This is a genomic window from Spiroplasma phoeniceum P40 (assembly GCF_003339775.1).
GTDB lineage: Bacteria > Bacillota_I > Bacilli_A > Mycoplasmatales > Mycoplasmataceae > Spiroplasma > Spiroplasma phoeniceum.
The window spans coordinates 26,449-47,490 of sequence record NZ_CP031089.1; the positions used below are offsets into that span (position 1 = coordinate 26,449).

Annotated in this window: 26 protein-coding genes and 1 pseudogene; 23 read left to right on the forward strand and 4 right to left on the reverse strand. The window is 27.3% G+C overall.

Annotation, left to right across the window (positions count from 1 at the left end; all coding sequences use genetic code 4):
- Positions 1 to 80 precede the first annotated feature (80 nt).
- The 10 genes and pseudogenes from SDAV_RS11045 to SDAV_RS11085 all read left to right on the forward strand — a co-directional run bounded on the left by SDAV_RS11045 (position 81) and on the right by SDAV_RS11085 (position 9,387).
- Complete coding sequence (locus tag SDAV_RS11045; RefSeq protein ID WP_114565632.1) at positions 81 to 731, forward strand: hypothetical protein; 651 nt, start codon at positions 81 to 83, stop codon at positions 729 to 731.
- A gap of 302 nt (positions 732 to 1,033) precedes the next feature.
- The gene (locus SDAV_RS11050; RefSeq protein WP_114565633.1) at positions 1,034 to 1,606 is read left to right on the forward strand and encodes a hypothetical protein; all 573 of its coding nucleotides are present in this window, start codon (positions 1,034 to 1,036) and stop codon (positions 1,604 to 1,606) included.
- Positions 1,607 to 2,373: 767 nt separating this feature from the next.
- A complete protein-coding gene (locus tag SDAV_RS14215; protein WP_281268875.1) occupies positions 2,374 to 2,499 on the forward strand; it encodes a hypothetical protein in 126 nt (41 codons plus the stop codon).
- Between the two features lie 15 nt (positions 2,500 to 2,514).
- A pseudogene (locus SDAV_RS11060) lies at positions 2,515 to 2,700 on the forward strand (nucleotide-binding protein); the annotation flags it as partial.
- On the forward strand, positions 2,666 to 3,259 hold the full coding sequence (locus SDAV_RS11065) for a ParA family protein (RefSeq protein ID WP_334199360.1): 594 nt from the start codon (positions 2,666 to 2,668) through the stop codon (positions 3,257 to 3,259). The pseudogene SDAV_RS11060 and the gene SDAV_RS11065, both read left to right, overlap by 35 nt.
- Positions 3,260 to 3,261: 2 nt before the next feature.
- Entirely contained in the window at positions 3,262 to 3,399 is a 138-nt protein-coding gene (locus SDAV_RS12445) for a hypothetical protein (protein ID WP_186823495.1), read from the forward strand.
- 471 nt (positions 3,400 to 3,870) lie between these two features.
- The gene (locus SDAV_RS11070) at positions 3,871 to 6,381 is read left to right on the forward strand and encodes a ligand-binding sensor domain-containing protein (protein WP_114565636.1); all 2,511 of its coding nucleotides are present in this window, start codon (positions 3,871 to 3,873) and stop codon (positions 6,379 to 6,381) included.
- On the forward strand, positions 6,374 to 7,522 hold the full coding sequence (locus SDAV_RS11075; protein ID WP_114565637.1) for a type IV secretory system conjugative DNA transfer family protein: 1,149 nt from the start codon (positions 6,374 to 6,376) through the stop codon (positions 7,520 to 7,522). The genes SDAV_RS11070 and SDAV_RS11075 overlap by 8 nt, the downstream gene beginning before the upstream one ends.
- 730 nt (positions 7,523 to 8,252) lie before the next feature.
- A complete protein-coding gene (locus tag SDAV_RS11080; protein ID WP_114565638.1) occupies positions 8,253 to 8,597 on the forward strand; it encodes a hypothetical protein in 345 nt (114 codons plus the stop codon).
- A 139-nt stretch (positions 8,598 to 8,736) separates the two neighbouring features.
- On the forward strand, positions 8,737 to 9,387 hold the full coding sequence (locus tag SDAV_RS11085; RefSeq protein WP_114565639.1) for a hypothetical protein: 651 nt from the start codon (positions 8,737 to 8,739) through the stop codon (positions 9,385 to 9,387).
- A 25-nt stretch (positions 9,388 to 9,412) separates the two neighbouring features.
- On the opposite strand, the gene SDAV_RS14220 is transcribed toward SDAV_RS11085, so the two are convergent.
- Positions 9,413 to 9,547 carry a hypothetical protein gene (locus SDAV_RS14220; protein WP_281268876.1) on the reverse strand — a complete coding sequence of 45 codons (135 nt, stop codon included), beginning with the start codon at positions 9,545 to 9,547 and terminating at the stop codon, positions 9,413 to 9,415.
- 257 nt (positions 9,548 to 9,804) lie between these two features.
- On the opposite strand from SDAV_RS14220, the gene SDAV_RS11090 reads away from it, so the two are divergent.
- From SDAV_RS11090 to SDAV_RS11145, 12 genes are all read left to right on the forward strand, one after another.
- Positions 9,805 to 10,077, forward strand: coding sequence for a hypothetical protein (locus tag SDAV_RS11090; protein ID WP_114565640.1), 273 nt, complete (start codon positions 9,805 to 9,807; stop codon positions 10,075 to 10,077).
- A gap of 51 nt (positions 10,078 to 10,128) precedes the next feature.
- Positions 10,129 to 10,368: a hypothetical protein gene (locus tag SDAV_RS11095; protein ID WP_114565641.1), complete on the forward strand. Its 240-nt coding sequence runs from the start codon at positions 10,129 to 10,131 to the stop codon at positions 10,366 to 10,368.
- A 245-nt stretch (positions 10,369 to 10,613) separates the two neighbouring features.
- Positions 10,614 to 11,069, forward strand: coding sequence for a hypothetical protein (locus SDAV_RS11100; RefSeq protein ID WP_114565642.1), 456 nt, complete (start codon positions 10,614 to 10,616; stop codon positions 11,067 to 11,069).
- 426 nt (positions 11,070 to 11,495) lie between these two features.
- A complete protein-coding gene (locus SDAV_RS11105; protein ID WP_114565643.1) occupies positions 11,496 to 11,756 on the forward strand; it encodes a hypothetical protein in 261 nt (86 codons plus the stop codon).
- Positions 11,743 to 12,516 carry a ParA family protein gene (locus SDAV_RS11110; protein WP_186823496.1) on the forward strand — a complete coding sequence of 258 codons (774 nt, stop codon included), beginning with the start codon at positions 11,743 to 11,745 and terminating at the stop codon, positions 12,514 to 12,516. The genes SDAV_RS11105 and SDAV_RS11110 overlap by 14 nt, the downstream gene beginning before the upstream one ends.
- Positions 12,468 to 12,818 (forward strand): hypothetical protein, encoded by a 351-nt coding sequence (locus SDAV_RS11115; protein WP_151202548.1) that lies wholly within the window; start codon positions 12,468 to 12,470, stop codon positions 12,816 to 12,818. The genes SDAV_RS11110 and SDAV_RS11115 overlap by 49 nt, the downstream gene beginning before the upstream one ends.
- Positions 12,819 to 13,125: 307 nt before the next feature.
- Positions 13,126 to 13,281, forward strand: coding sequence for a hypothetical protein (locus tag SDAV_RS12450; RefSeq protein ID WP_186823501.1), 156 nt, complete (start codon positions 13,126 to 13,128; stop codon positions 13,279 to 13,281).
- A gap of 128 nt (positions 13,282 to 13,409) precedes the next feature.
- The gene (locus tag SDAV_RS11120; RefSeq protein ID WP_114565646.1) at positions 13,410 to 13,847 is read left to right on the forward strand and encodes a hypothetical protein; all 438 of its coding nucleotides are present in this window, start codon (positions 13,410 to 13,412) and stop codon (positions 13,845 to 13,847) included.
- Positions 13,840 to 14,976 (forward strand): type IV secretion system DNA-binding domain-containing protein, encoded by a 1,137-nt coding sequence (locus SDAV_RS11125; RefSeq protein ID WP_114565647.1) that lies wholly within the window; start codon positions 13,840 to 13,842, stop codon positions 14,974 to 14,976. The genes SDAV_RS11120 and SDAV_RS11125 overlap by 8 nt, the downstream gene beginning before the upstream one ends.
- A 36-nt stretch (positions 14,977 to 15,012) precedes the next feature.
- The gene (locus SDAV_RS11130; RefSeq protein ID WP_114565606.1) at positions 15,013 to 16,890 is read left to right on the forward strand and encodes a hypothetical protein; all 1,878 of its coding nucleotides are present in this window, start codon (positions 15,013 to 15,015) and stop codon (positions 16,888 to 16,890) included.
- Between the two features lie 624 nt (positions 16,891 to 17,514).
- Complete coding sequence (locus tag SDAV_RS11135; protein WP_114565607.1) at positions 17,515 to 17,946, forward strand: hypothetical protein; 432 nt, start codon at positions 17,515 to 17,517, stop codon at positions 17,944 to 17,946.
- A 151-nt stretch (positions 17,947 to 18,097) separates the two neighbouring features.
- Positions 18,098 to 18,544 carry a hypothetical protein gene (locus SDAV_RS11145; protein ID WP_151202542.1) on the forward strand — a complete coding sequence of 149 codons (447 nt, stop codon included), beginning with the start codon at positions 18,098 to 18,100 and terminating at the stop codon, positions 18,542 to 18,544.
- A 25-nt stretch (positions 18,545 to 18,569) separates the two neighbouring features.
- Here SDAV_RS11145 and SDAV_RS12455 read toward each other — a convergent pair whose 3' ends face one another.
- The gene (locus tag SDAV_RS12455) at positions 18,570 to 18,710 is read right to left on the reverse strand and encodes a hypothetical protein (protein ID WP_186823497.1); all 141 of its coding nucleotides are present in this window, start codon (positions 18,708 to 18,710) and stop codon (positions 18,570 to 18,572) included.
- A gap of 182 nt (positions 18,711 to 18,892) precedes the next feature.
- Between SDAV_RS12455 and SDAV_RS11150 the strand changes: the two genes are divergently transcribed.
- On the forward strand, positions 18,893 to 19,405 hold the full coding sequence (locus SDAV_RS11150) for a hypothetical protein (RefSeq protein WP_114565610.1): 513 nt from the start codon (positions 18,893 to 18,895) through the stop codon (positions 19,403 to 19,405).
- A gap of 26 nt (positions 19,406 to 19,431) precedes the next feature.
- On the opposite strand, the gene SDAV_RS11155 is transcribed toward SDAV_RS11150, so the two are convergent.
- Together SDAV_RS11155 and SDAV_RS11160 are read right to left on the reverse strand one after the other, a co-directional pair.
- Positions 19,432 to 19,899: an Hsp20/alpha crystallin family protein gene (locus tag SDAV_RS11155; RefSeq protein WP_114565611.1), complete on the reverse strand. Its 468-nt coding sequence runs from the start codon at positions 19,897 to 19,899 to the stop codon at positions 19,432 to 19,434.
- A gap of 592 nt (positions 19,900 to 20,491) precedes the next feature.
- Positions 20,492 to 20,983, reverse strand: coding sequence for a lipoprotein (locus tag SDAV_RS11160; protein WP_114565612.1), 492 nt, complete (start codon positions 20,981 to 20,983; stop codon positions 20,492 to 20,494).
- Positions 20,984 to 21,042: the final 59 nt, after the last annotated feature.

The window sequence follows — 21,042 nt, forward strand, 5'->3', positions numbered from 1 at the left end:
TTTTTATATACATTTTGGAAAATATCAACGCTGATAGGGGGTTTAAATTCGCTCAAAACCGCAGAAAGGAGCATGTTATTATGCAAGAAATGCAACAAACAGAACAAGTCAATTATCACTTTGTTGAGATAAGTGGGTTAAGTTATAAAGTGATTAATCAACTTGACGAGAAAAAACATATCTCAAATTTTTACTTACCGAAAAAATGTGTTCGCCAACACCCTACTCGCCAAGACAGTTATAAAATCAAAATTTATGACAAATTTATTTGTGTTCCTAAAAAAATGTGTTTCTTAGATAAAACTGGTAAATACTTTTGGGTTGGGGTTGATATGTATTTTACCTACTGAATTTATAATACACGAGATAATAACAAATATCGCTTGGCGGGTTATCAAACAATTAAAGACACCGCAATTAAAGAATTGCATTATTTAACTGTGGCACAACGCAAATACGAAAAAGAACAAGCAACTAACCCATTTTTAAGTGGGTTAACTTACCAACAAGCCCGCGAACAAATTTGCGCTGAAAGCGACAAATTAAAAGCAGAATACCTATCTTTTGTAAAAACTAAGTATTCTGCTAACAGTGAAAATTTGTCTACCAGAGAAAATAATTCTCTTGTTGATGATTATAACACTGTTTACGAAAAAAACAAGGGTGATCCACCAGAATTATCTGAAAAAGAACTCACCCAGTTATTAGCAGAATTAGACAACTTAGATTAACTCCCCTATCGAGTTCTTCTCTCCCCTATCAACAAAGTACAAAAATTGCATAAAACCACAGCGTAGCAAGACAACGAATATAATACTAAGATATGGTCTTTATCATATCGTTTTTGCTGTTTGGCAAATTACCTACTTTTATTATTTATTTTATTCCAATAAAAAAACCACCTTGTTCGCTTTTTTCTTTTTGCCCAAGCCCTTAAAAGAAAAAAGCGAACGCAAAAAAGAAAAAACCCCACCCTTTCAGTAAGACAACGGTGGTTGGTAAGGAGTTAATATTATGGGTGAGTTAGAAAAAAATGCTGATGATAAATCGTTGGGGATATTTAAACATAGAACAAGCTGCATTGTTGACACAAAAATCATTTATAAGTGCTAAACGAATTTTAGAACGAAATTTAAAAAAGGTTTTTATAAAATCGACCAACATACAAGAAAAAACATTTATTATCTTTCTCATAAAGGTAATACCTTTTTTGGGTCGTGAGCATAAAAAAGCAATTAAGATAAATTGTTATGAACTCCCCCACCAAGATATGCTGATTAAATGACTTTGTAGTAAAATTGACATTGAACATTATCAAACTGAGCGAGAGTTAAAAATGGAAAATTGAAAATTAAAAGCATATTCTAATTTGTTAATTTACAAAAGCGATAATAGCAAAATTTATGTTGAATTTGATAATACAAGAAAATCACCCATCAGAATAAAAAATAAAATCATAAATTATAAAGATTGATTAAATAATGGAAATAAAGTTCATTGAGTTTCTACTAATAAAACATTGAGTAATTGAACACAAAAAATAATCAGAGAATTAAATTTATTTGTAAATAAACACACCTACGAAATTTGAAACAGTAAAGAGTAATTTTTGTTCGTTTTCATTTCTGGGCGAGTGGTTGATTTTTATAATTTTTATGATAAAATTACTTACAAGTTAAAAAAAGTTTTGAAAATCTTTCAAACAAATTTGGGAACCTTTATAAAATTCTTCGCTTAACGCTTAGAATTTTACCAAGTACTTTGAAAAGCACGGCAAAAGTTTTTTTTTAAATTTATAGTAATTTACATAAAATTTAAAAAGTCACCGCGAGCCCAATTTATTTTATAATTAATGAAAAAATTACTGGGGATAATGGAATTAAAAGTATTCAATTAATTTTATTAGGTAATAATGGTTTTACTGCACTAGTGGTCGCCCTATTGAAAATTTAGGAAAATGAAATAAAAAATAATTCAAAATCTTTAAAAATTTTTACAAGATTATTTATTGTTGATAACTAAACAAATTTAATAAACTATATTTCCTTTAAAACACTTATTTTATAAGGTTTTTTTATTGCTTGTTTTATTTGCGTTGTCTGTGGCGCATCGAACGTTATTTTCGCGGGTAAAATTGGCAATAAAAAAATAAATAATTGATTTTAATAAATTTTATTATATAATACTATTAATACTAAATTTAGTATTAATAGTATAAAAAGGAAACAATATGCCCAATAAAACAAATAAATTAATAAAAGAAACAATAAATAATAATGATATATAAAAATAATTCTAGTTTTAAAAATGTTAAAGAGTTTAAAAAAAAAAAAAAAAAATGAAATTAATGTTATGCCTAGAATGTTATGTAATGTGGAATTAGTACAAAAATTTAGAAATTTAGCAAAACAGAAACAATGAACGAATACAACTCTTATGAATAATATTTTAAAAGATTATTTTGATAGATTGGAGAATAGTAATAATGAAGATGATTAGTTTTGCAGTAAAAAAGGTGAGGTCGGCAAAACAACGCTTTGCAAAAATGTTGCTTATAAGTTATCCCTTGATGGGGCAAAGGTTTTATTAATTGACCTTGACCCCAAGCAACCTTATCAACCAATTTTTCAAATAATAATTATGATTATAAAAAAATATTATATCTTTAATTACAAATGCAAATTTAATAACTGTTGATAAAATTATTCAATCAACAAAATATAAAAATATTGATATTATTGTTGGCGGAGAAGAAATAAATTCAACAACAACTTTAATAAATACTTTTTATAAAACTGAAAAAGATAAATATTTATTTGCTGATTTAATTTATGAAATTAATGAAGAAATATTGGATTGTTATGATTATGTGTTGATTGATTATCCCCCAACAATACAAGATTTAGGAATAAGTTTTTTGATGTTATCTGATTTAATAATAGCACCGTTAACTGATGATGGAGGTTGTTATAAAGGGGTATTAGATTTAAAAAATACTTTAAATCATATTGCTAAAATTATTAATAAAGAACCACCAAATATTAATATTTTACTAAATAATGTAAAAAATAATGATGTTACAGAAACCATTTTGGAATGATTAAAAAATGATAATCTTAATCAATATTTATTAAAATGTGAAATTAAAAACTCAAATACTTTTTCAAAAAACACAGTTAAATTAGACACAATATGGACTAACCCTACATATTGGCGAAAGAAACAAGCATACGAAGAACTCATCAAGGAGATAAAATAACTATGAAAATAGATGAAAATATTTGTATTGCTCCCCACTGTGAAGAAATAAGATTACTTGTAATGCCCGTTTTTTCTATGTGTGGCACAACGCAAATACGAAAAAGAACAAAAGGAAAAACAAAAAACGAAAGTAGATAAAATAAAAATGAAAAAAATAGAAATTTAAGGCAATATCAATCATGATTTATTGCTTGTTGGTGTTGATTGACAAAAGTGCTTGAATTGTAGTTTTACTATTCAAAAAGTCGATGATTAGTGATTTACAATTAATACGGGCGATAAAAACTGCGGTAAATAACAAATTATTAAAAAACCACACCTATAAGTTAGATGTGGTAAAATAATATTAGTAAGCGACTTTTTCTCTTACTGCTTCTCAAATTTTATTAAACAAAGTGATAGTAATTTATCGCCAAATAAATTACTATCGTGGAAACACTAGCTTGCAACTAGCGTTTCCACAGACAATTTTAACATATTTTACTGGGTTATTTTGTTTGTCCTTTTGATACTCTTGTGAAATATGTTAGAAATTGTTTTGTGGGAATAGTACGGTGGTGCTATTCCTATTTTTTATGGCAATATCAATTTCAGAAAGGAAATAATGCAATGAAAAAATTGCTAAGTATCTTAACAATCTCAACTTTAACAGCAAGCGTTCCTGTGCCGTTGCTTGCCAACACAACATTAGAAAGAACAAAAAGCGATGTTAGTACTTTGTCATCTAACTCAAACAACGATTATCTACCACTAAAAGAAATAAATGGTATTTATGGTTATGTTATGTCAATTACAATTGACAAAGATAATAACATTTATTTCGGTACATTTGCTGGTGCGTTTGTGTTGAAACGCGGTGAAACAACACCAACCAAAATAAATGAAATAAATAATGTTTGTAATTCAATTGTAATTGACAAAAATAATAACATTTATTTCGGTACAAATAGTGGTTTATTTGTGTTGAAACGCGGTGAAACAACACCAACCAAAATAAATGAAATAAATAATGTTTGTAATTCAATTGTAATTGACAAAAATAATAACATTTATTTTGGGGCAAAGGACGGTGCGTATAAGTTGTCTGCTGGTTCGGACACACCAACCAAAATAAATGGCATAAATGGTTTTGTTAATTCGCTTGCCGTTGATAGTAAAGACAACATTTATTTTGGAACAGATAGTGGTTTATTTGTGTTGAAACGCGGTGAAACAACACCAACCAAAATAAATGAAATAAATAATTTTTGTAATTCAATTGTAATTGACAAAGATAATAACATTTATTTTGGGACAAAGGACGGTGCGTATAAGTTGTCTGCTGGTTCAGACACACCAACCAAAATAAATGTCATAAATGGTTTTGTTAATTCGCTTGCCGTTGATAGTAAAGACAACATTTATTTTGGAACAGATAGTGGTTTATTTGTGTTGAAACACGGGGAATCAACCGCAACTAAAATCGATGGAATAGAAGATGATACTACATATATAATAATAGATAATAACAGTAATGTTTACTTTGGTGGTAATGATTGAGTTAAATTTACGACAACAATTTTAAATTGGATAAAACAACAAAGTAAATTTATTATGGTGGATAGCACCAAAACGCAAACTTGGACTCGCTCCGACTTAATTGCGGTTGATGGGGAGTTAAACATTGATATTGCTAGCCCTAACATTGATAAAATTATCTTTGATAATGTTGAACAACCACAAACAAGTAAACAATGAAAAATCAATGTTAAACCCGAAATTGCACCGCGCGACCATAATTTACAAGTAATGTTTACTTTGGATGGTAAACAATATACGAGTGAAATTATTGTTTCTATGCAAGCAAAAATTGACCCACCAACACCAAGTAAGCAAGAAAATTTAAGTGAGTTAATTAAAGCAACTGATTTAGGAAATATTTTTGATAAAAACGATGATACTATTTTTTCTGCTGTTAATCAGAAAAACGGCAATATCATTGATGATTTTTCACAAATTGAAATCATTAACAAAACAGATACCCAAGCAACTTTATCAGCGAAACCAGACAGCAAAAGTTATCAAGGTTCGGTTGATATTAAATATAATGTTGTTTCAGCAACGACAGTTGATTTAAAAATCGATGTAACACCAACATCATCACAAGCAACGGTAATAAAAGATTATCTTGGTCAAATTGACGACAGTAATATCACAAACCCAGTTAACACTTTTTACTATGTAAGTAGTGAAAGTACTATCAAAATGGTTAAACCAACAGCAAGCAGTGTCATAACTGGGATTGTGTATGGTTGTGATGAGCAATGAAATAAAACATCACATTCAAGCACGATTGACACTACAAACAGGATAAAACTTGATGGGTCGCAGTTAAACACAAAAGAGGGTAAATATGTTGTTGAGTTATCTGATAACTTAGGACATACAAATAATGTTTATTTACAAATAAACAAAGAAAAAAAAGATATCAAAGAATATTGAAACACGGATAATGGGAAACAATTTGAAATTTGAGCGAAAGCAAATGGATACGACAATATCCGCGGGTATAGTTCTAGTCAATTAAATAATCTTTTTGCAGATAGTAAAAATTGACAACAACTAGCAAGTGATAGTCAATTTGCGAGTTCTGTTGCGGACTGATTTAAAACCAATGGTAAACTGTTTTCAAAAGCACCATTGACAAAAGAACAAGTTATAGAACAGTTTAAAACCCAAATCCCAGGTGATATCAAAATTGATGGGGTAAATACCAGCAATTATGAGAAAAATAAAATTTCGTTTGAATTAAATCAAAGTGAGTTTAAACCAAATGACAAAGTAAACATTATTGTTAAATACAATAATGCCTCAGCAGACAGTTTCACTTTGCAAATAAAAGACAGCAAAACACCCGATAACAATAATAAAGGTAAGGATAGTAAATTCTGAATTATTGTGGTTGTTGTTGGTGTCTTGGCGGGTCTTGGTCTGGCATATTTGTTGTTTAAAAGATTTGTCTTTGATAAATATATTTATCCGAAAATCATTGCTCGTCGCCACAATAAACTTGTTGAACAAATTAAAAAAGAAGAAGCAGAAAAAGAAGCACAAAATAATAATAAAGGCGGTGATGAATAATAAGTATGGTATTCCAAAAAATAATTTAACTCAACATACTTTATTGGTTGGAACAACGGGAAACGGTAAAACAACAACATTAATGTTTTTAGTAAAACAATTAACTCAAATATTTAAACAAACTACAATTATTATTGATGGTAAGGGGGATATTGATTTAATTAATAAAGTTAAACAATTAGACCCTAACGCCTTTATTTGAGAAATTGGTGGGTCAACGGAATATAACCCCTTTGCGACAAAAGATAGTGCTCTCTTATCAGATAAGATTATGTCGTTGTTTGATTTTTCAGAACAATACTATAGAGATAAGACAAAACATTATTTATTAATTTTATTAGATGTTATGTTAAAAAATAAAATTGATATTACTTTAAACAATATTATTGAATACTTTAATATTGAAAAATTATTAAATTTAGTTGATGTTAAAAGTACAAATTATGATATGCTTAGCAATAATTTTGCAGAAAAAGAAATATCAGGGATGATTAGTAAACTTGATATTACTAATATGCAATTAAACAATTCGCTTAGCAAAAATAATAGTTTACTTGAATTGATTACTAAACATAAAACGATTTGGTTTAGTATAAATTCCTTGAAATACCCTGAACTCGCTAGTTCGGCAGGGAAAATCATTATCCAAGATTTAAAGGAATTAACCACTTTAAAACCAGTTAATCAGAAAATCAATGTTGTTTTAGATGAGTTTAATGTCTTTGCAAATGAAACTATTGTCAACTTAATAAATAAGTCGCGTAGTTTTAATTATCAATGTTTCTTGTCATTTCAAACAATAAATGATTTAAAAACAAACAATATGAATTTAACAGATACTATTTTTGGAAATGTTAGCACTATTGTTTGTCATAACATTAAAGACCCTAACACCGCGGAATATGTAGCAAGTGTTTTTGGTACCCAAGAAACCGAAAAAATAACGCGCCAACTTGATTTTAAAAACAACACTGCTGATATGGGTTCGGTGCGTGCGGTGGATGAGTTTATAGTTCATCCGAACGACCTTAAAACCCTTAAAATTGGTGAATGCTATTTAACGAGTGGCAAGTTATTCATTAAAAAAATACAAGTGGAGCCCACTAGTTTAGATGGGTTAATTCAACACTTAAATAAGTAAAAAAATATGTTAAAATTTACTTACACACTTATTTATAAATTCCTTTTAAATAAAAGGTAACGGTTTAAAGTGTCATATTTATAGTAATATCTGTTAAGTTTTTAATTAATTCTTGTATTTAAATATATTAAAAATAAATTATTTGTATAATTTTGTAATTTGATATATAATGAATTTGTTAGCATTTAAAAATGCTAGGACAATTAAAAACGGAAACACACTAATTTTGAACTAACTGTGTTTCCACTGACAATTTTAACATATTTTACTTAACTTAGTAGAATATGTTTATCAATTATTATAATGTTTGTGGAAATAGCGGTCTGTTATTTCCCTTTTTATTTGTTACACAAAAAGGAGTGATAAAAAATATTTTATCCGCACATTTGTGATAAAATAAAAACAACTAAATAAACAAAAAGAAAAATGACCAGCACGTCATTCTTCTATACACCTATTAAGGGTCTCACAAACCACTTAATTAGGTTATTGATTTTAACCCCCACCTTTTTCTGGTAGGTCAGTTAAATTATAACATTATTCGTTGTCTTGTGTATAGGTAGAATGAAAAAAGTTCATTCTACCTATTTTTTATTTAATATATCAAAACAACAAAAAAATCAGTTTATATCAGCGTTGAAATAACCAAAAAAGATTCTACATTTTGGAAAATATCAACGCTGATAAGGGGTTTAAATTCGCTCAAAACCGTAGAAAGGAGCATATTATTATGCGTAGAGCAAGTTATGTGAACACAAATATTGATTATGATCAAAATGATGTTCAAAAAGATCAACGAAAAGAAAAACAATGAAAAATTGAAAACCACCCTGGTCGATTGGCTTTAAAACAGTGAGAGAAACATTGAAAAAGTGGTTGATTTGAAAACTTAACCAAAGAAAAACAAAAAGAATACAAACTAATTACCAACAAACTAGCTTTAGACAATAAAAAGTTTGAATTGGTAAGAGTTCGCCAGGAATGAAAACGGAATTGATACAACAATTTAGACAAAGAAAAACAACGCGAATATAAAAAAGGCGTTGAAGAAATTAAAAAAGAACACAATTTATAACAGATGTTTTAAAACCAATAATAACGCCAAAACAAACCGAAAGAATATTTTTTTTTTTTTTTTTATATACATTTTGGAAAATATAAACGCTGATAGGGGGTTTAAATTCGCTCAAAACCGCAGAAAGGAGCATGTTATTATGCAAGAAATGCAACAAACAGAACAAGTCAATTATCACTTTGTTGAGATAAGTGGGTTAAGTTATAAAGTCATTAATCAACTTGACGAGAAAAAACATATCTCAAATTTTTACTTACCGAAAAAATGTGTTCGCCAACACCCTACTCGCCAAGACAGTTATAAAATCAAAATTTATGACAAATTTATTTGTGTTCCTAAAAAAATGTGTTTCTTAGATAAAACTGGTAAATACTTTTTGGTTGGGGTTGATATGTATTTTACCTACTGAATTTATAACACGCTTGATAATAACAAATATCGTTTAGTGGGTTATCAAGCAATTAAAGACACTGCAATTAAAGAATTGCATTATTTAACTGTGTCTGCTCGAAGATACGAAAAAGAACAAGCAACTAACCCATTTTTAAGTGGGTTAACTTACCAACAAGCCCGCGAACAAATTTGCGCTGAAAGCGACAAATTAAAAGCAGAATACCTATCTTTTGTAAAAACTAAGTATTCTGCTACACACGCCAATAATCACAATAGAGAAAATAATTCTCTTGTTGATGATTATAACACTGTTTACGAAAAAAACAAGGGTGATCCACCAGAATTATTCAAAGAAGAACTCACCCAGTTATTAGCGGAATTAGACAACTTAGACTAACTCCCCTACCGAGTTCTTCTCTCCCCTATCAATCAAGTAGAGAACTTGCATAAAACCACAGCGTAGCAAGACAACGAATAAACAAAACCAAGATATGGTCTTTATCATATCGTTTTTGCTGTTTTATAAAACACGATTTTTTTTCTTTTTTTTCTTCCAATAGAAAACCAAAATAAATACCATTACTATATCAAAACAACAAATATTAAATAAATTTTTATATATTTTTAAAATAAATTTAGCAGTAATTTTATTCAAAAAAGTAATAAATATATTAAAATTTAAGATATAACACTATATACAATTTATATAAAAATAATTGTAATACTAAATCTTGCTTAAACTGAGGAAAAAAACATTAAGCCGAAACCCAGCCCCGTCAGTATGACAAGAGTGGTTGGTAAGGAATTGGATTGTATGACAGAGCAAATTAAAATTATGGATATGATAAATAAATGAGGGTACTTAAATTTAGAACAAATATCTTTGTTACTAAATAAAAATATTAAATCAACAGAAAATCGTTTGGCAGTATTAGTTAAAAAGAAACTGATTACTGCTAATAAATTAACTCGCAAAAACATTTATGTTTTAACACACAAAGGAAATTCATATTTAGGGCGAGTTCATAAAAAAAGTATTCAAATTAATTTTTATGAACTTCCCCACCAAGATATGCTGATTAAATAACTTTGTAGTCAAATTGACATTGAACATTATCAAACTGAGCGGGAGTTAAAAATGGAAAACGATAACCTCAACGCTTACCCTGATTTAATCATCACCAAAAAGGATGATAGCGAAATTTATGTTGAATTTGAGCGAACACAAAAATCACCAAGTCGCTTTAAGGAAAAGTTAGACGGACATACCAAATGACTACGCGAAGGGGGACAAATCTATTGAATTACCCCAACGCAAACCCTCGCTAACTGAATTCAACGGCAAATTGACAAAGACGATTTTAAAATCAAACTATAACAAGTTATCATCTGACCCACACAAGAACTAAACACCTACGAAATTTGAAACAACAAGGAGTAATTTTTGGGCGAGCGGTTGATTTATAGTAATTTACATAAAATTTAAAAAATCACCGCGAAACCAGTTTAGTAAAAATAATAAAATTATGATAAATTTAATATGTATATGATTTTAAAATTAGTTTTAAAATAAATTACTTTAATTATTTTAAATAATTAAAATTTAATAGAAAAATAAATAATATGAAATTTACATCAAAAATAAAAAAAATATTGAAAAAAACATATAAATCAATTAAAAAGGGTCTTAATTCTTTTTTAGAGATACTTGGTTTTAATAAAAAAGAAAGTTACGATTTATCACAAAAAATTTCTGAAAAAATTCACAAAGAAATATCAGAATATTATAAAGCGAAAGGAATTGATGAAGAAACTAAAAAATCTTTTGATTCAGTGATGTTAGAATTGAAAATGGAAAATGAAATAAAAAATCAAAAAATGCAACTATTGACCCCAACACCAGTGTCTAAAAATAATAATCTTAATGCAGATTTGGATAAAAAAAATCGTGCAGAAAAATATAAGGATATTAATACTGAATTTAACCAATTATTAAAACCAGTTTCAGAAGATTCAGTAAGTTTATCTAGCTACCATTCGGTATTAGATTCAGAAGAAATTGAAAATGAAAGAGAATAAAAACTCTTTTTATTTTGTATCAATTAAATGAACTAAATACTCGCAATGCTAGTGAAATTATTAACGGTTTACTACAAAAAGATAAGCAAATGATTAATATTCTTGCCCTTCTCATTTAGAACAATTTAAACTTAATAATTTAACTTAGTCTCCCATTTTAAACCCTTATAAAATAAGGGTTTTTTGTTGTTTGTTTTGTTATTGTCCTCTGTGCTGCATCGAACGTTATTTTCGTGGGTAAATGGTAATAAAATTAATTTAGTACTAAATTAATCCCCGTATTTTTTATAAAATATGTAAAATTAATTTTACATATTTTATAATTTTTAAAAATCATATTTTATAATGTTTTTATATCTGTAAAATAAATTTTACTTGTAAAATTTGTAAAATAATATATAATAAAAAGAAAGGAGTTAGATAACAATGCCAATTGAAAGTAAAAATAGTATAAAAAAGAAAATATTAGATCGGGTGGAAAATACTGCTGCTTATTCAAAAGAAAATTTAAAAAGAAGCGGAAAAAGGAAAACAACAGATATGATACCCAATATGTATTGTGATAAAAAACTTGTGGAAGCATTTAGAAAAGAAGCACAAAACAAAAAATGATTATATACAACTTTAATGAATGAAATTCTTAAAGAACGCTATGGAAAGGAAAACAACAACAATGAAGATGATTAGTTTTTGTAATAAAAAAGGTGGGGTCGGAAAAACGACCCTTTGTAAAAATGTCGCTTATAAATTTGCTCTGGAAAATAAAAAAGTTTTAGTAATTGATTTAGATAGTCAAGGTACTATAACATTAGAATTACAACAAGATAATACAGACATTAATAAAACAATGGCAAAAATAATTGCCTCGGTTGAAGATATAAGCATTGATAAAATAATTCAAAAATCTAAGTATAAAAATATAGATATTATTGCTTCTAGTGAAAATGTCAGAAAATCAATCTTTTTAATAAAAGATTTATATGAAGAAAAAGAAAGATATTTTATTGGTGATTTAATATATAAAATTAATAAGGATACACTGGATAGTTATGATTATGTGTTGATTGACTATCCACCAACTGTAGATGAACTAAGTTTAAATTATTTATTAATTAGTGATTTAATAATAATCCCAATAAATAGTGGACTTGGTAGTTATAAGGGTATTGTTGATTTACAAAATACCTTAAATTATATTACTAAAATTGACAAAAGAGAAATGCCAGTAATTAAATTAGTTTTTAATAATATAAAAGATAATGAAAATACATCTAATATATTAGAATGATTAGCAGAAAAAAAATATACTGATTTTTTAATTTTAAACCATATTAAACATTCAGATACATTTATTAAAACAGAAAATGAATTAAGTAGTATTTGGGAGAACCCGTATTATTGGCGGCAAAAACAAGCCTATGAAGAACTCATCAAAGAAATCAAATAAGTATGGATGATAATAAATTAATTACTTTATATATTAAAAAAACAAGAAAATTAAAATTTGAAAGAAAAAATGAATATGTTTTCATTATACCTAAATCAATTTATAGACTATGAATAAACAAAAAATATGTTGGAGATTTAATTGATAATAAATTTTATGAAATTAAAATTGACCCTAAGGGGAAATATCAAATATATAGATATTATGGTAAATCTAAAACATATAGAAAATTGTGTATTTGAGAAGGAGAAGATTTAATTACTCTTATTGAATGAGAATTTAAAGAACTAGTTAAAAAATAAAATAACAAAAATATAAAAAAACCACACCTATAAATTAGATGTGGTAAAATAATATTAGTAAGTGATTTGGCTTCCTTACTGCTTCTCAAATTTTATTAAACAAAGTGATAGTAATTTATCGCCAAATAAATTACTATCGTGGAAACACTAGCTTGCAACTAGCGTTTCCACAAACAATTTTAACATATTTCTTGGTGGTATTTTTGTGATACCATTGTGAAATATGTTAGAAATTGTGTTGTGGGGATAGTGCGGTTGTACTATTCTCTTTTTAACAAAAAAGAGAATTCAGAAAGGAAATAATGCAATGAAAAAAATACTAAGTATCTTAACAATCTCAACTTTAACAGCAAGCGTTCCTGTGCCGTTGCTTGCCAACACAACATTAGAAAGAACAAAAAGCGATGTTAGCAATGAAATAAAACATCACAATCAAGCAATATTGACCCAACAAACAGGATAAAACTTGATGGGTCGCAGTTAGCAACAACAAAGGGTAAAAATTGACAACAACTAGCAAGTGATAGTCAATTTGCGAGTTCTGTTGCGGACTGATTTAAAACCAATGGTAAACTGTTTTCAAAAGCACCATTGACAAAAGAACAAGTTATAGAACAGTTTAAAACCCAAATCCCAGGTGATATCAAAATTGATAAGTTAAATACCAGCAATTATGATGTAAACAAAGTTTCGTTTGAGTTAAACCAAAGTGAGTTTAAACCAAATGACAAAGTAAACATTACTGTTAAATACAATAATGCTTCAGCAGACAGTTTTACTTTGCAAATAAAAGACAGCAAAACACCCGATAACAATAATAAAGGTAAGGATAGTAAATTCTGAATTATTGTGGTTGTTGGTGTCTTGGTGGTTCTTGGCCTGGCATATTTGTTGTTTAAAAGATTTGTCTTTGATAAATATTTTTTACCAAAAATTAACAAACGCCGCCACGATAAATTAGTTGAAAAAGTTATAAAAGAGGAAGCAGAAAAAGAAACACAAAATAATAATAAAGGCGGTGATGAATAATAAGTATGGTATTCCAAAAAATAATTTAACTCAACATACTTTATTGGTTGGAACAACGGGAAGCGGTAAAACAACAACATTAATGTTTTTAGTAAAACAATTAACTCAAATATTTAAACAAACTACAATTATTATTGATGGTAAGGGGGATATTGATTTAATTAATAAAGTTAAACAATTAGACCCTAACGCCTTTATTTGAGAAATTGGTGGGTCAACGGAATATAAACCCTTTGCGACAAAAGATAGTGCTCTCTTATCAGATAAGATTATGTCGTTGTTTGATTTTTCAGAACAATACTATAGAGATAAGACAAAACATTATTTATTAATTTTATTAGATGTTATGTTAAAAAATAAAATTGATATTACTTTAAACAATATTATTGAATACTTTAATATTGAAAAATTATTAAAGTTAGTTAATGTTAAAAGTGCAAATTATTATATGCTTAGCAATAATTTTGCAGAAAAAGAAATATCAGGGATGATTAGTAAACTTGATATTACTAATATGCAATTAAACAATTCGCTTAGCAAAAATAATAGTTTACTTGAATTGATTACTAAACATAAAACGATTTGGTTTAGTATAAATTCCTTGAAATACCCTGAACTCGCTAGTTCGGCAGGGAAAATCATTATCCAAGTTTTAAAGGAATTAACCACTTTAAAACCAGTTAATCAGAAAATCAATGTTGTTTTAGATGAGTTTAATGTCTTTGCAAATGAAACTATTGTCAACTTAATAAATAAGTCGCGTAGTTTTAATTATCAATGTTTCTTGTCATTTCAAACAATAAATGATTTAAAAACAAACAATATGAATTTAACAGATACTATTTTTGGAAATGTTAGCACTATTGTTTGTCATAACATTAAAGACCCTAACACCGCGGAATATGTAGCAAGTGTTTTTGGTACCCAAGAAACCGAAAAAATAACGCGCCAACTTGATTTTAAAAACAACACTGCTGATATGGGTTCGGTGCGTGCGGTGGATGAGTTTATAGTTCATCCGAACGACCTTAAAACCCTTAAAATTGGTGAATGCTATTTAAAAACCACTCTTCCGAGTGGCAAATTATTTATTAAAAAAATAGCGGTTAACTCTAATTTTATATTATAATATACAAAGTTAAAACAATTGAAGGAATAAATGAAAATGAAAAAAATACTAAGTTTATTAAGTGTATTAACAATTAGTGGAACTACAATTCCAAATATTATTGCTATAAGTTCTTATGAACGCCACAAACGACAAACTCCACCAAGTTTACAAAATATTATTACAACTGTTAATATTGGTCAAATTGAAATAAATGATCAAGAACATATTATTGCAAGATTGCGTGAAATTAATCACCCAATTTTATCAAGACCAGATTTTTTAGAAAATATGGTTATTGAAAATATTACATGAACTAGTGCAATAATACATGCAAGAGAAAATATCCAATCAAATAAATATCCAATCCCAGCTTCAATAAGTTTTATGATTAATTTTAGTGTTTATAGACCTTTAATTTCATCAATAATAAGAAATACAAATTTAGGTAATAATATTTCAATTATAATACATGGTTTAAATGAATATGATGTTAGTTTTGGGAATATTATAGATGAATTACGTAGATTAAATCCAAATTTGCCCAATCATTATCAAAATATTTTTAATTTTCTTGCTATTGATTACCAACAAACAACTGAACATAATGCACAACTTGGTTTAATAAGAGCAGGTCTAGAATTTTATACAGATGATCGTATTAATGTAACTTTTAATAATTATATTAATTTAAATTTATTAAATTCAATTTTAATTAATTATACTAATTTAGGTGAATTACCAGATAATAGACCACAAACAATTTTGCAAAGAGTGAAAGAACTAAATCCTAATATTAATATTAATTATTTCACAATTATAGAAAATTCTATAACAGAAAATTCAGCACAAATTAGTTTAAATAGAACAAATAGACTTTTTGCTTTTATTAAATATCAAAATATTCTTACTTTTAGTATTCAGAATTCAAAAACGTCCGATGAAAATGATAAAGAACTAATTAAAAATAAATTAGAAGATAATAATTGTCAAACTAATAATATTGAATCAGTTTTAATAAGAACTGGGAGTGGCACATCATCAAGCTCGATTGGTGGTAGTAGTGATGTTGAAAAAATAAAATCAACACCAATAATAAAAGCATTATTAACTAAACAAAAAATTTTTGATAAATTTAATAATTTATCAAAAGAACAAAAACAAATAAAATTAAATGAAATTAATCAACATTATCAAAATTTATCTAAAACTAATAAAACAATATTTAAAAAGAAATTAGAAGTACTAGGTACATCATTACTTGGTGGGGGAATTAGTGCTATTGGAACAAAAATAATTGTTGGTAGTGGTGGTGCCAGCGGTGCTATAAGTGCAGAAGGAACTGAACTCGCCCCGCTTTTATCAGCAAGTACAACAGAAAATTTAGCTGTTGCTGAAACTGTTACTGCTATTGAAACAGCGGCAGTTGAAGGAACAGTTTTAGGAGCAGAAGCTACCACTAGTTTAGCTTTAGCTCCAGAAACTTTGGGTTTATCATTAGTAATTGGTGGTTTAATAACTGCAGGAACTTCTATAATGTGATGAATAAATTCTGATCATAAAAAAATTATTAAACATGAATCACACAATCAATATAATGAAATTGAAAAATATTATAAATTTTTAGCACATGATCAATTAAAATTAGGTCTTGATAATAGTAAATGAAATAAAATTAAAGAAATTTATCAAGAAAATTCAAATAATTATCAAGAATTTAAAAATAAAGTAAAATCAATAATTACTAATTTTCATAAAGAAAATCATAGTGGCTGGGATGAATCAATTACTAATAATGATATTGATATTTTAATTAAAGTTATTTACAATAATTTTCAAGAATTAAATAATCATTTTTCTTCTTATAGTAATAATCAAGGTTGAAAAGTTGTAACTAATACAGTTGGAAGTTACTTTAAAATTCAACAAGAATAAAAAACAAAAAAAATAATCAAAACAATTAATTATGAAAAATAAAAAAAACACATTATTAAAATTGTGTTTTATTATATTTTTTAACAGATTATTTGTATATTTTTATAATTTGCTATATAATGAATTTGTTATCATTTAAAAATGCCAGGACAATTAAAAACGGAAACACAAAAATTTTGAACTAACTGTGTTTCCATAAACAATTTTAACATATTTTATTTAACTTAGAATGTGTTGTATCAATTATTATAATGTTTGTGGAAATAGCGGTCTGTTATTTCCCTTTTATTTGTTTACAAAAAAGGAGTTGAAATTAAATTATTTAATCCCCCTTTGTGGTAAATTAAAAACAACTAAATAAAATAAAAGAAAAATGACCCAGCAGCCATTCTTCTATACACCTATTAAGCGGTTTGCTAGACCGCTTAACTAGGGCTTATTGATTTAACCCCCACCTTTTTCTGGCAGGTCAGTTAAATTATAACATTTATTTAATTTTTGTGTATAGGTAGAGTGATAAAAAGTCATTCTACCTATTTTTTTATTTATGGAAAAATATTACCAAATTCCACAATAGATATTGTGGTTAGCATGGAAAAAAGGAGCTAGAAACGACATAATGATATGTGACGAGCAAGTTATATTGATACAAAAATTGATTATGATCAAAATGATGTTCAAAAAGATCAACGAAAAGAAAAACAATGAAAAATTGAAAACCACCCTGGTCGATTGGCTTTAAAGCAGTGAGAGAAAAATTGAAAAAGTGGTTGATTTGAAAACTTAACTAAAGAAAAACAAAAAGAATACAAACTAATTACCAACAAACTAGCTTTAGACAATAAAAAGTTTGAATTGGTAAGAGTTCGCCAGGAATGAAAACGGAATTGATACAACAATTTAGATAAAGAAAAACAACGCGAATATAAAAAAAGATTTTGGAAAATATCAACGCTGATAGGGGGTTTAAATTCGCTCAAAACCGCAGAAAGGAGCATGTTATTATGCAAGAAATGCAACAAACAGAACAAGTCAATTATCACTTTGTGGAAATAAACGGATTGGAATACAAAGTCATTAATCAACTTGACGAGAAAAAACATATCTCAAATTTTTACTTACCGAAAAAATGTGTTCGCCAACACCCTACTCGCCAAGACAGTTATAAAATCAAAATTTATGACAAATTTATTTGTGTTCCTAAAAAATGTGTTTCTTAGATAAAACTGGTAAATACTTTTTGGTTGGGGTTGATATGTATTTTACCTACTGAATTTATAATACACGAGATAATAACAAATACCGCTTGGCGGGTTATCAAACAATTAAAGACACTGCAATTAAAGAATTGCATTATTTAACTGTGGCACAACGCAAATACGAAAAAGAACAAGCAACTAACCCATTTTTAAGTGGGTTAACTTACCAACAAGCCCGCGAACAAATTTGCGCTGAAAGCGACAAATTAAAAGCAGAATACCTATCTTTTGTAAAAACTAAGTATTCTGCTACACACGCCAATAATCACAATAGAGAAAATAATTCTCTTGTTGATGATTATAACACTGTTTACGAAAAAAACAAGGGTGATCCACCAGAATTATTCAAAGAAGAACTCACCCAGTTATTAGCGGAATTAGACAACTTAGACTAACTCCCCTACCGGGTTCTTCTCTCCCCTATCAACAAAGCACATAACTTGCATAAAACCACAGCGTAGCAAGACAACGAATATAAAATACTAAGATATGGTCTTTATCATATCGTTTTTGCTGTTTGATAAAACACGATTTTTTTTTTTTTTTATCATAAAAACCCACCTTTGTTCCTTTTTTATTTTAAGGGCTTGGGCAAAAAGAAAAAAGCGAACGCAAAAAAGAAACCCCCCCCTGTTAGTAAGACAACGGTGGATGATAAGGAGGTGATGTTATGGGGGGACAAGAAAAAATATTGATTATGATAAATCGTTGGGGGATATTTAAACATAGAACAAGCTGCATTGTTGACACAAAAATCATTTATAAGTGCTAAACGAATTTTAGAACGAAATTTAAAAAAAGGTTTTTATAAAATCGACCAACATACAAGAAAAAACATTTATTATCTTTCTCATAAAGGTAATACCTTTTTTGGTCGTGAGCATAAAAAAGTAATTAAGATAAATTGTTATGAACTCGCCCACCAAGATATGCTGATTAAATGACTTTGTAGTCAAACCGACATTGAACATTATCAAACTGAGCGAGAGTTAAAAATGGAAAACGGCAATCTCAACGCTTACCCTAATTTAATTGTTTATAAAACTGATGGAACAATACAATTAGTCGAGTTTGAGCGAACACGAAAAACTCCCGAGCGGTTTAGAAAAAAACTTGATGGTCTCCGCAAATACTATAAAGACAATTACCAAGTCCACTGAATTACCCCAACGCAAACCCTCGCTAACTGAATTGCAACCCAAATTAATAACTATGCGTGACAAGAACTAAACACCTACGAAATATGAAATAAATAAAATAAAAAGAGCATATGCTCTTTTTATTAATTTTCTTTTTGATTTTTAATCAAAATTTTTTTAGTTTTTGTTTCTTCTTGTTTTGGAATTTTAATATTTAAAACTCCATTTTCAAACGAAGCAGAAATTTTATTTTCATTAATATTATTTGGTAATTCTATTGAACGATAGAATGAACCAAAATATCTTTCTTGGATATGATAATTATTTTTTGTTTCTTCTTTCTTTTCTGCTTTTTTTGTTTGTATTGTTAAAATGTTATTATTGATTTTTAAATCAATATTTTCTTGTAATATACCAGGTAATTCTGCATTTAAACAATACTTGGTATCAGTTTCATAAAAATCTATTTTTGGCGAAACTGATTTATTTTCATAAATTGGATGTGTTAATTTATTAAAATCTTCAAAGAAATTAGAAAATATATCATCAATAGTATTTAATCTACGATTAACATTTTTATCATAATTTGTTAAATTATTTTTAATTGTCATATATAACTACTCCTTTTAAATTTATAAAATTAATCAATCTTTTTAAAAAGTTAGATTGATATTCAATTTTATTATTTGTAATTATATTTATGTATTCCACCAGTTTTGGTAATAATTATTTCTTTAATTAAGTTTGACATTTTTTTCTATAACCCTCCTATCATAAAAAATTTATATAATAAAACTGATTATAGGTTGCTTATATCAACCTATTTAGATTATAAAACTATAATAAAAATTTGTCAATCAACACCTTAGAGTGCTAAAATAATTTTAGAATTGTTAAAAATGAATTTATAAGGAGAAAAATATGGCAAAATTAAATAAATTACTTGAAAAGAATGATGAATATACAGAACAAATTTCGTTCGAGATTTTGTCTTTATTTTCCATTGTTGTTTCCTTATAATTTTATTTATTTTCAAATATTATACCATTTTTAAAACCCTTATAAAATAATGGTTTTTTATTGCTTGTTTTATTTGCGTTGTTTGTGCTGCATCGAACGTTATTTTCGTGGGGTATGCTTGATAATATAATAATAATTGTTAATATTCACCCCGAACCTTTACAACGCCATCACTATCAAGAACTAAATCGGGTTCTTTTGTATATAAATTTCAACGATAAACTGCTTTAATATATGTTCTATAATAAGCACTATGTAGTGCGATTCAATAAGTATATAATTATCAGTTTTGTTATCTTTAACAACTAAATATGTTTCCTGTTCGCTCGATACTAAAGCAATTGAATTATTAACAATGTCGGTATCCAAAACTTTTGAATAACTATTATATTTAAACTTAATAATTCTTCAAAGATAATTCTCATCACCACGCCACACAACATAAAAATAATGGTTATAATTATCAATAATGTTAAATGGTTCTTCTTTTGGTGATATTCATTCTAAGTTTTCTTTAATTTCTTGGTTAGCAGTATCTATTTTATTTATTTCTTTAAGTTTTAGTAATTCTTTATCAGTATATTCTTTCTTTTTTTCATATAAACAAGCGACAACACTACTTGCTCCAGCTGCAGTTAAGCTAACTGCTCCAATTAAACTTAGTATTTTTTTCATTTTTATTTTATCTTCTTTATTTTTTATTATTTTATTTTCTTCAACATAAAATTATAATT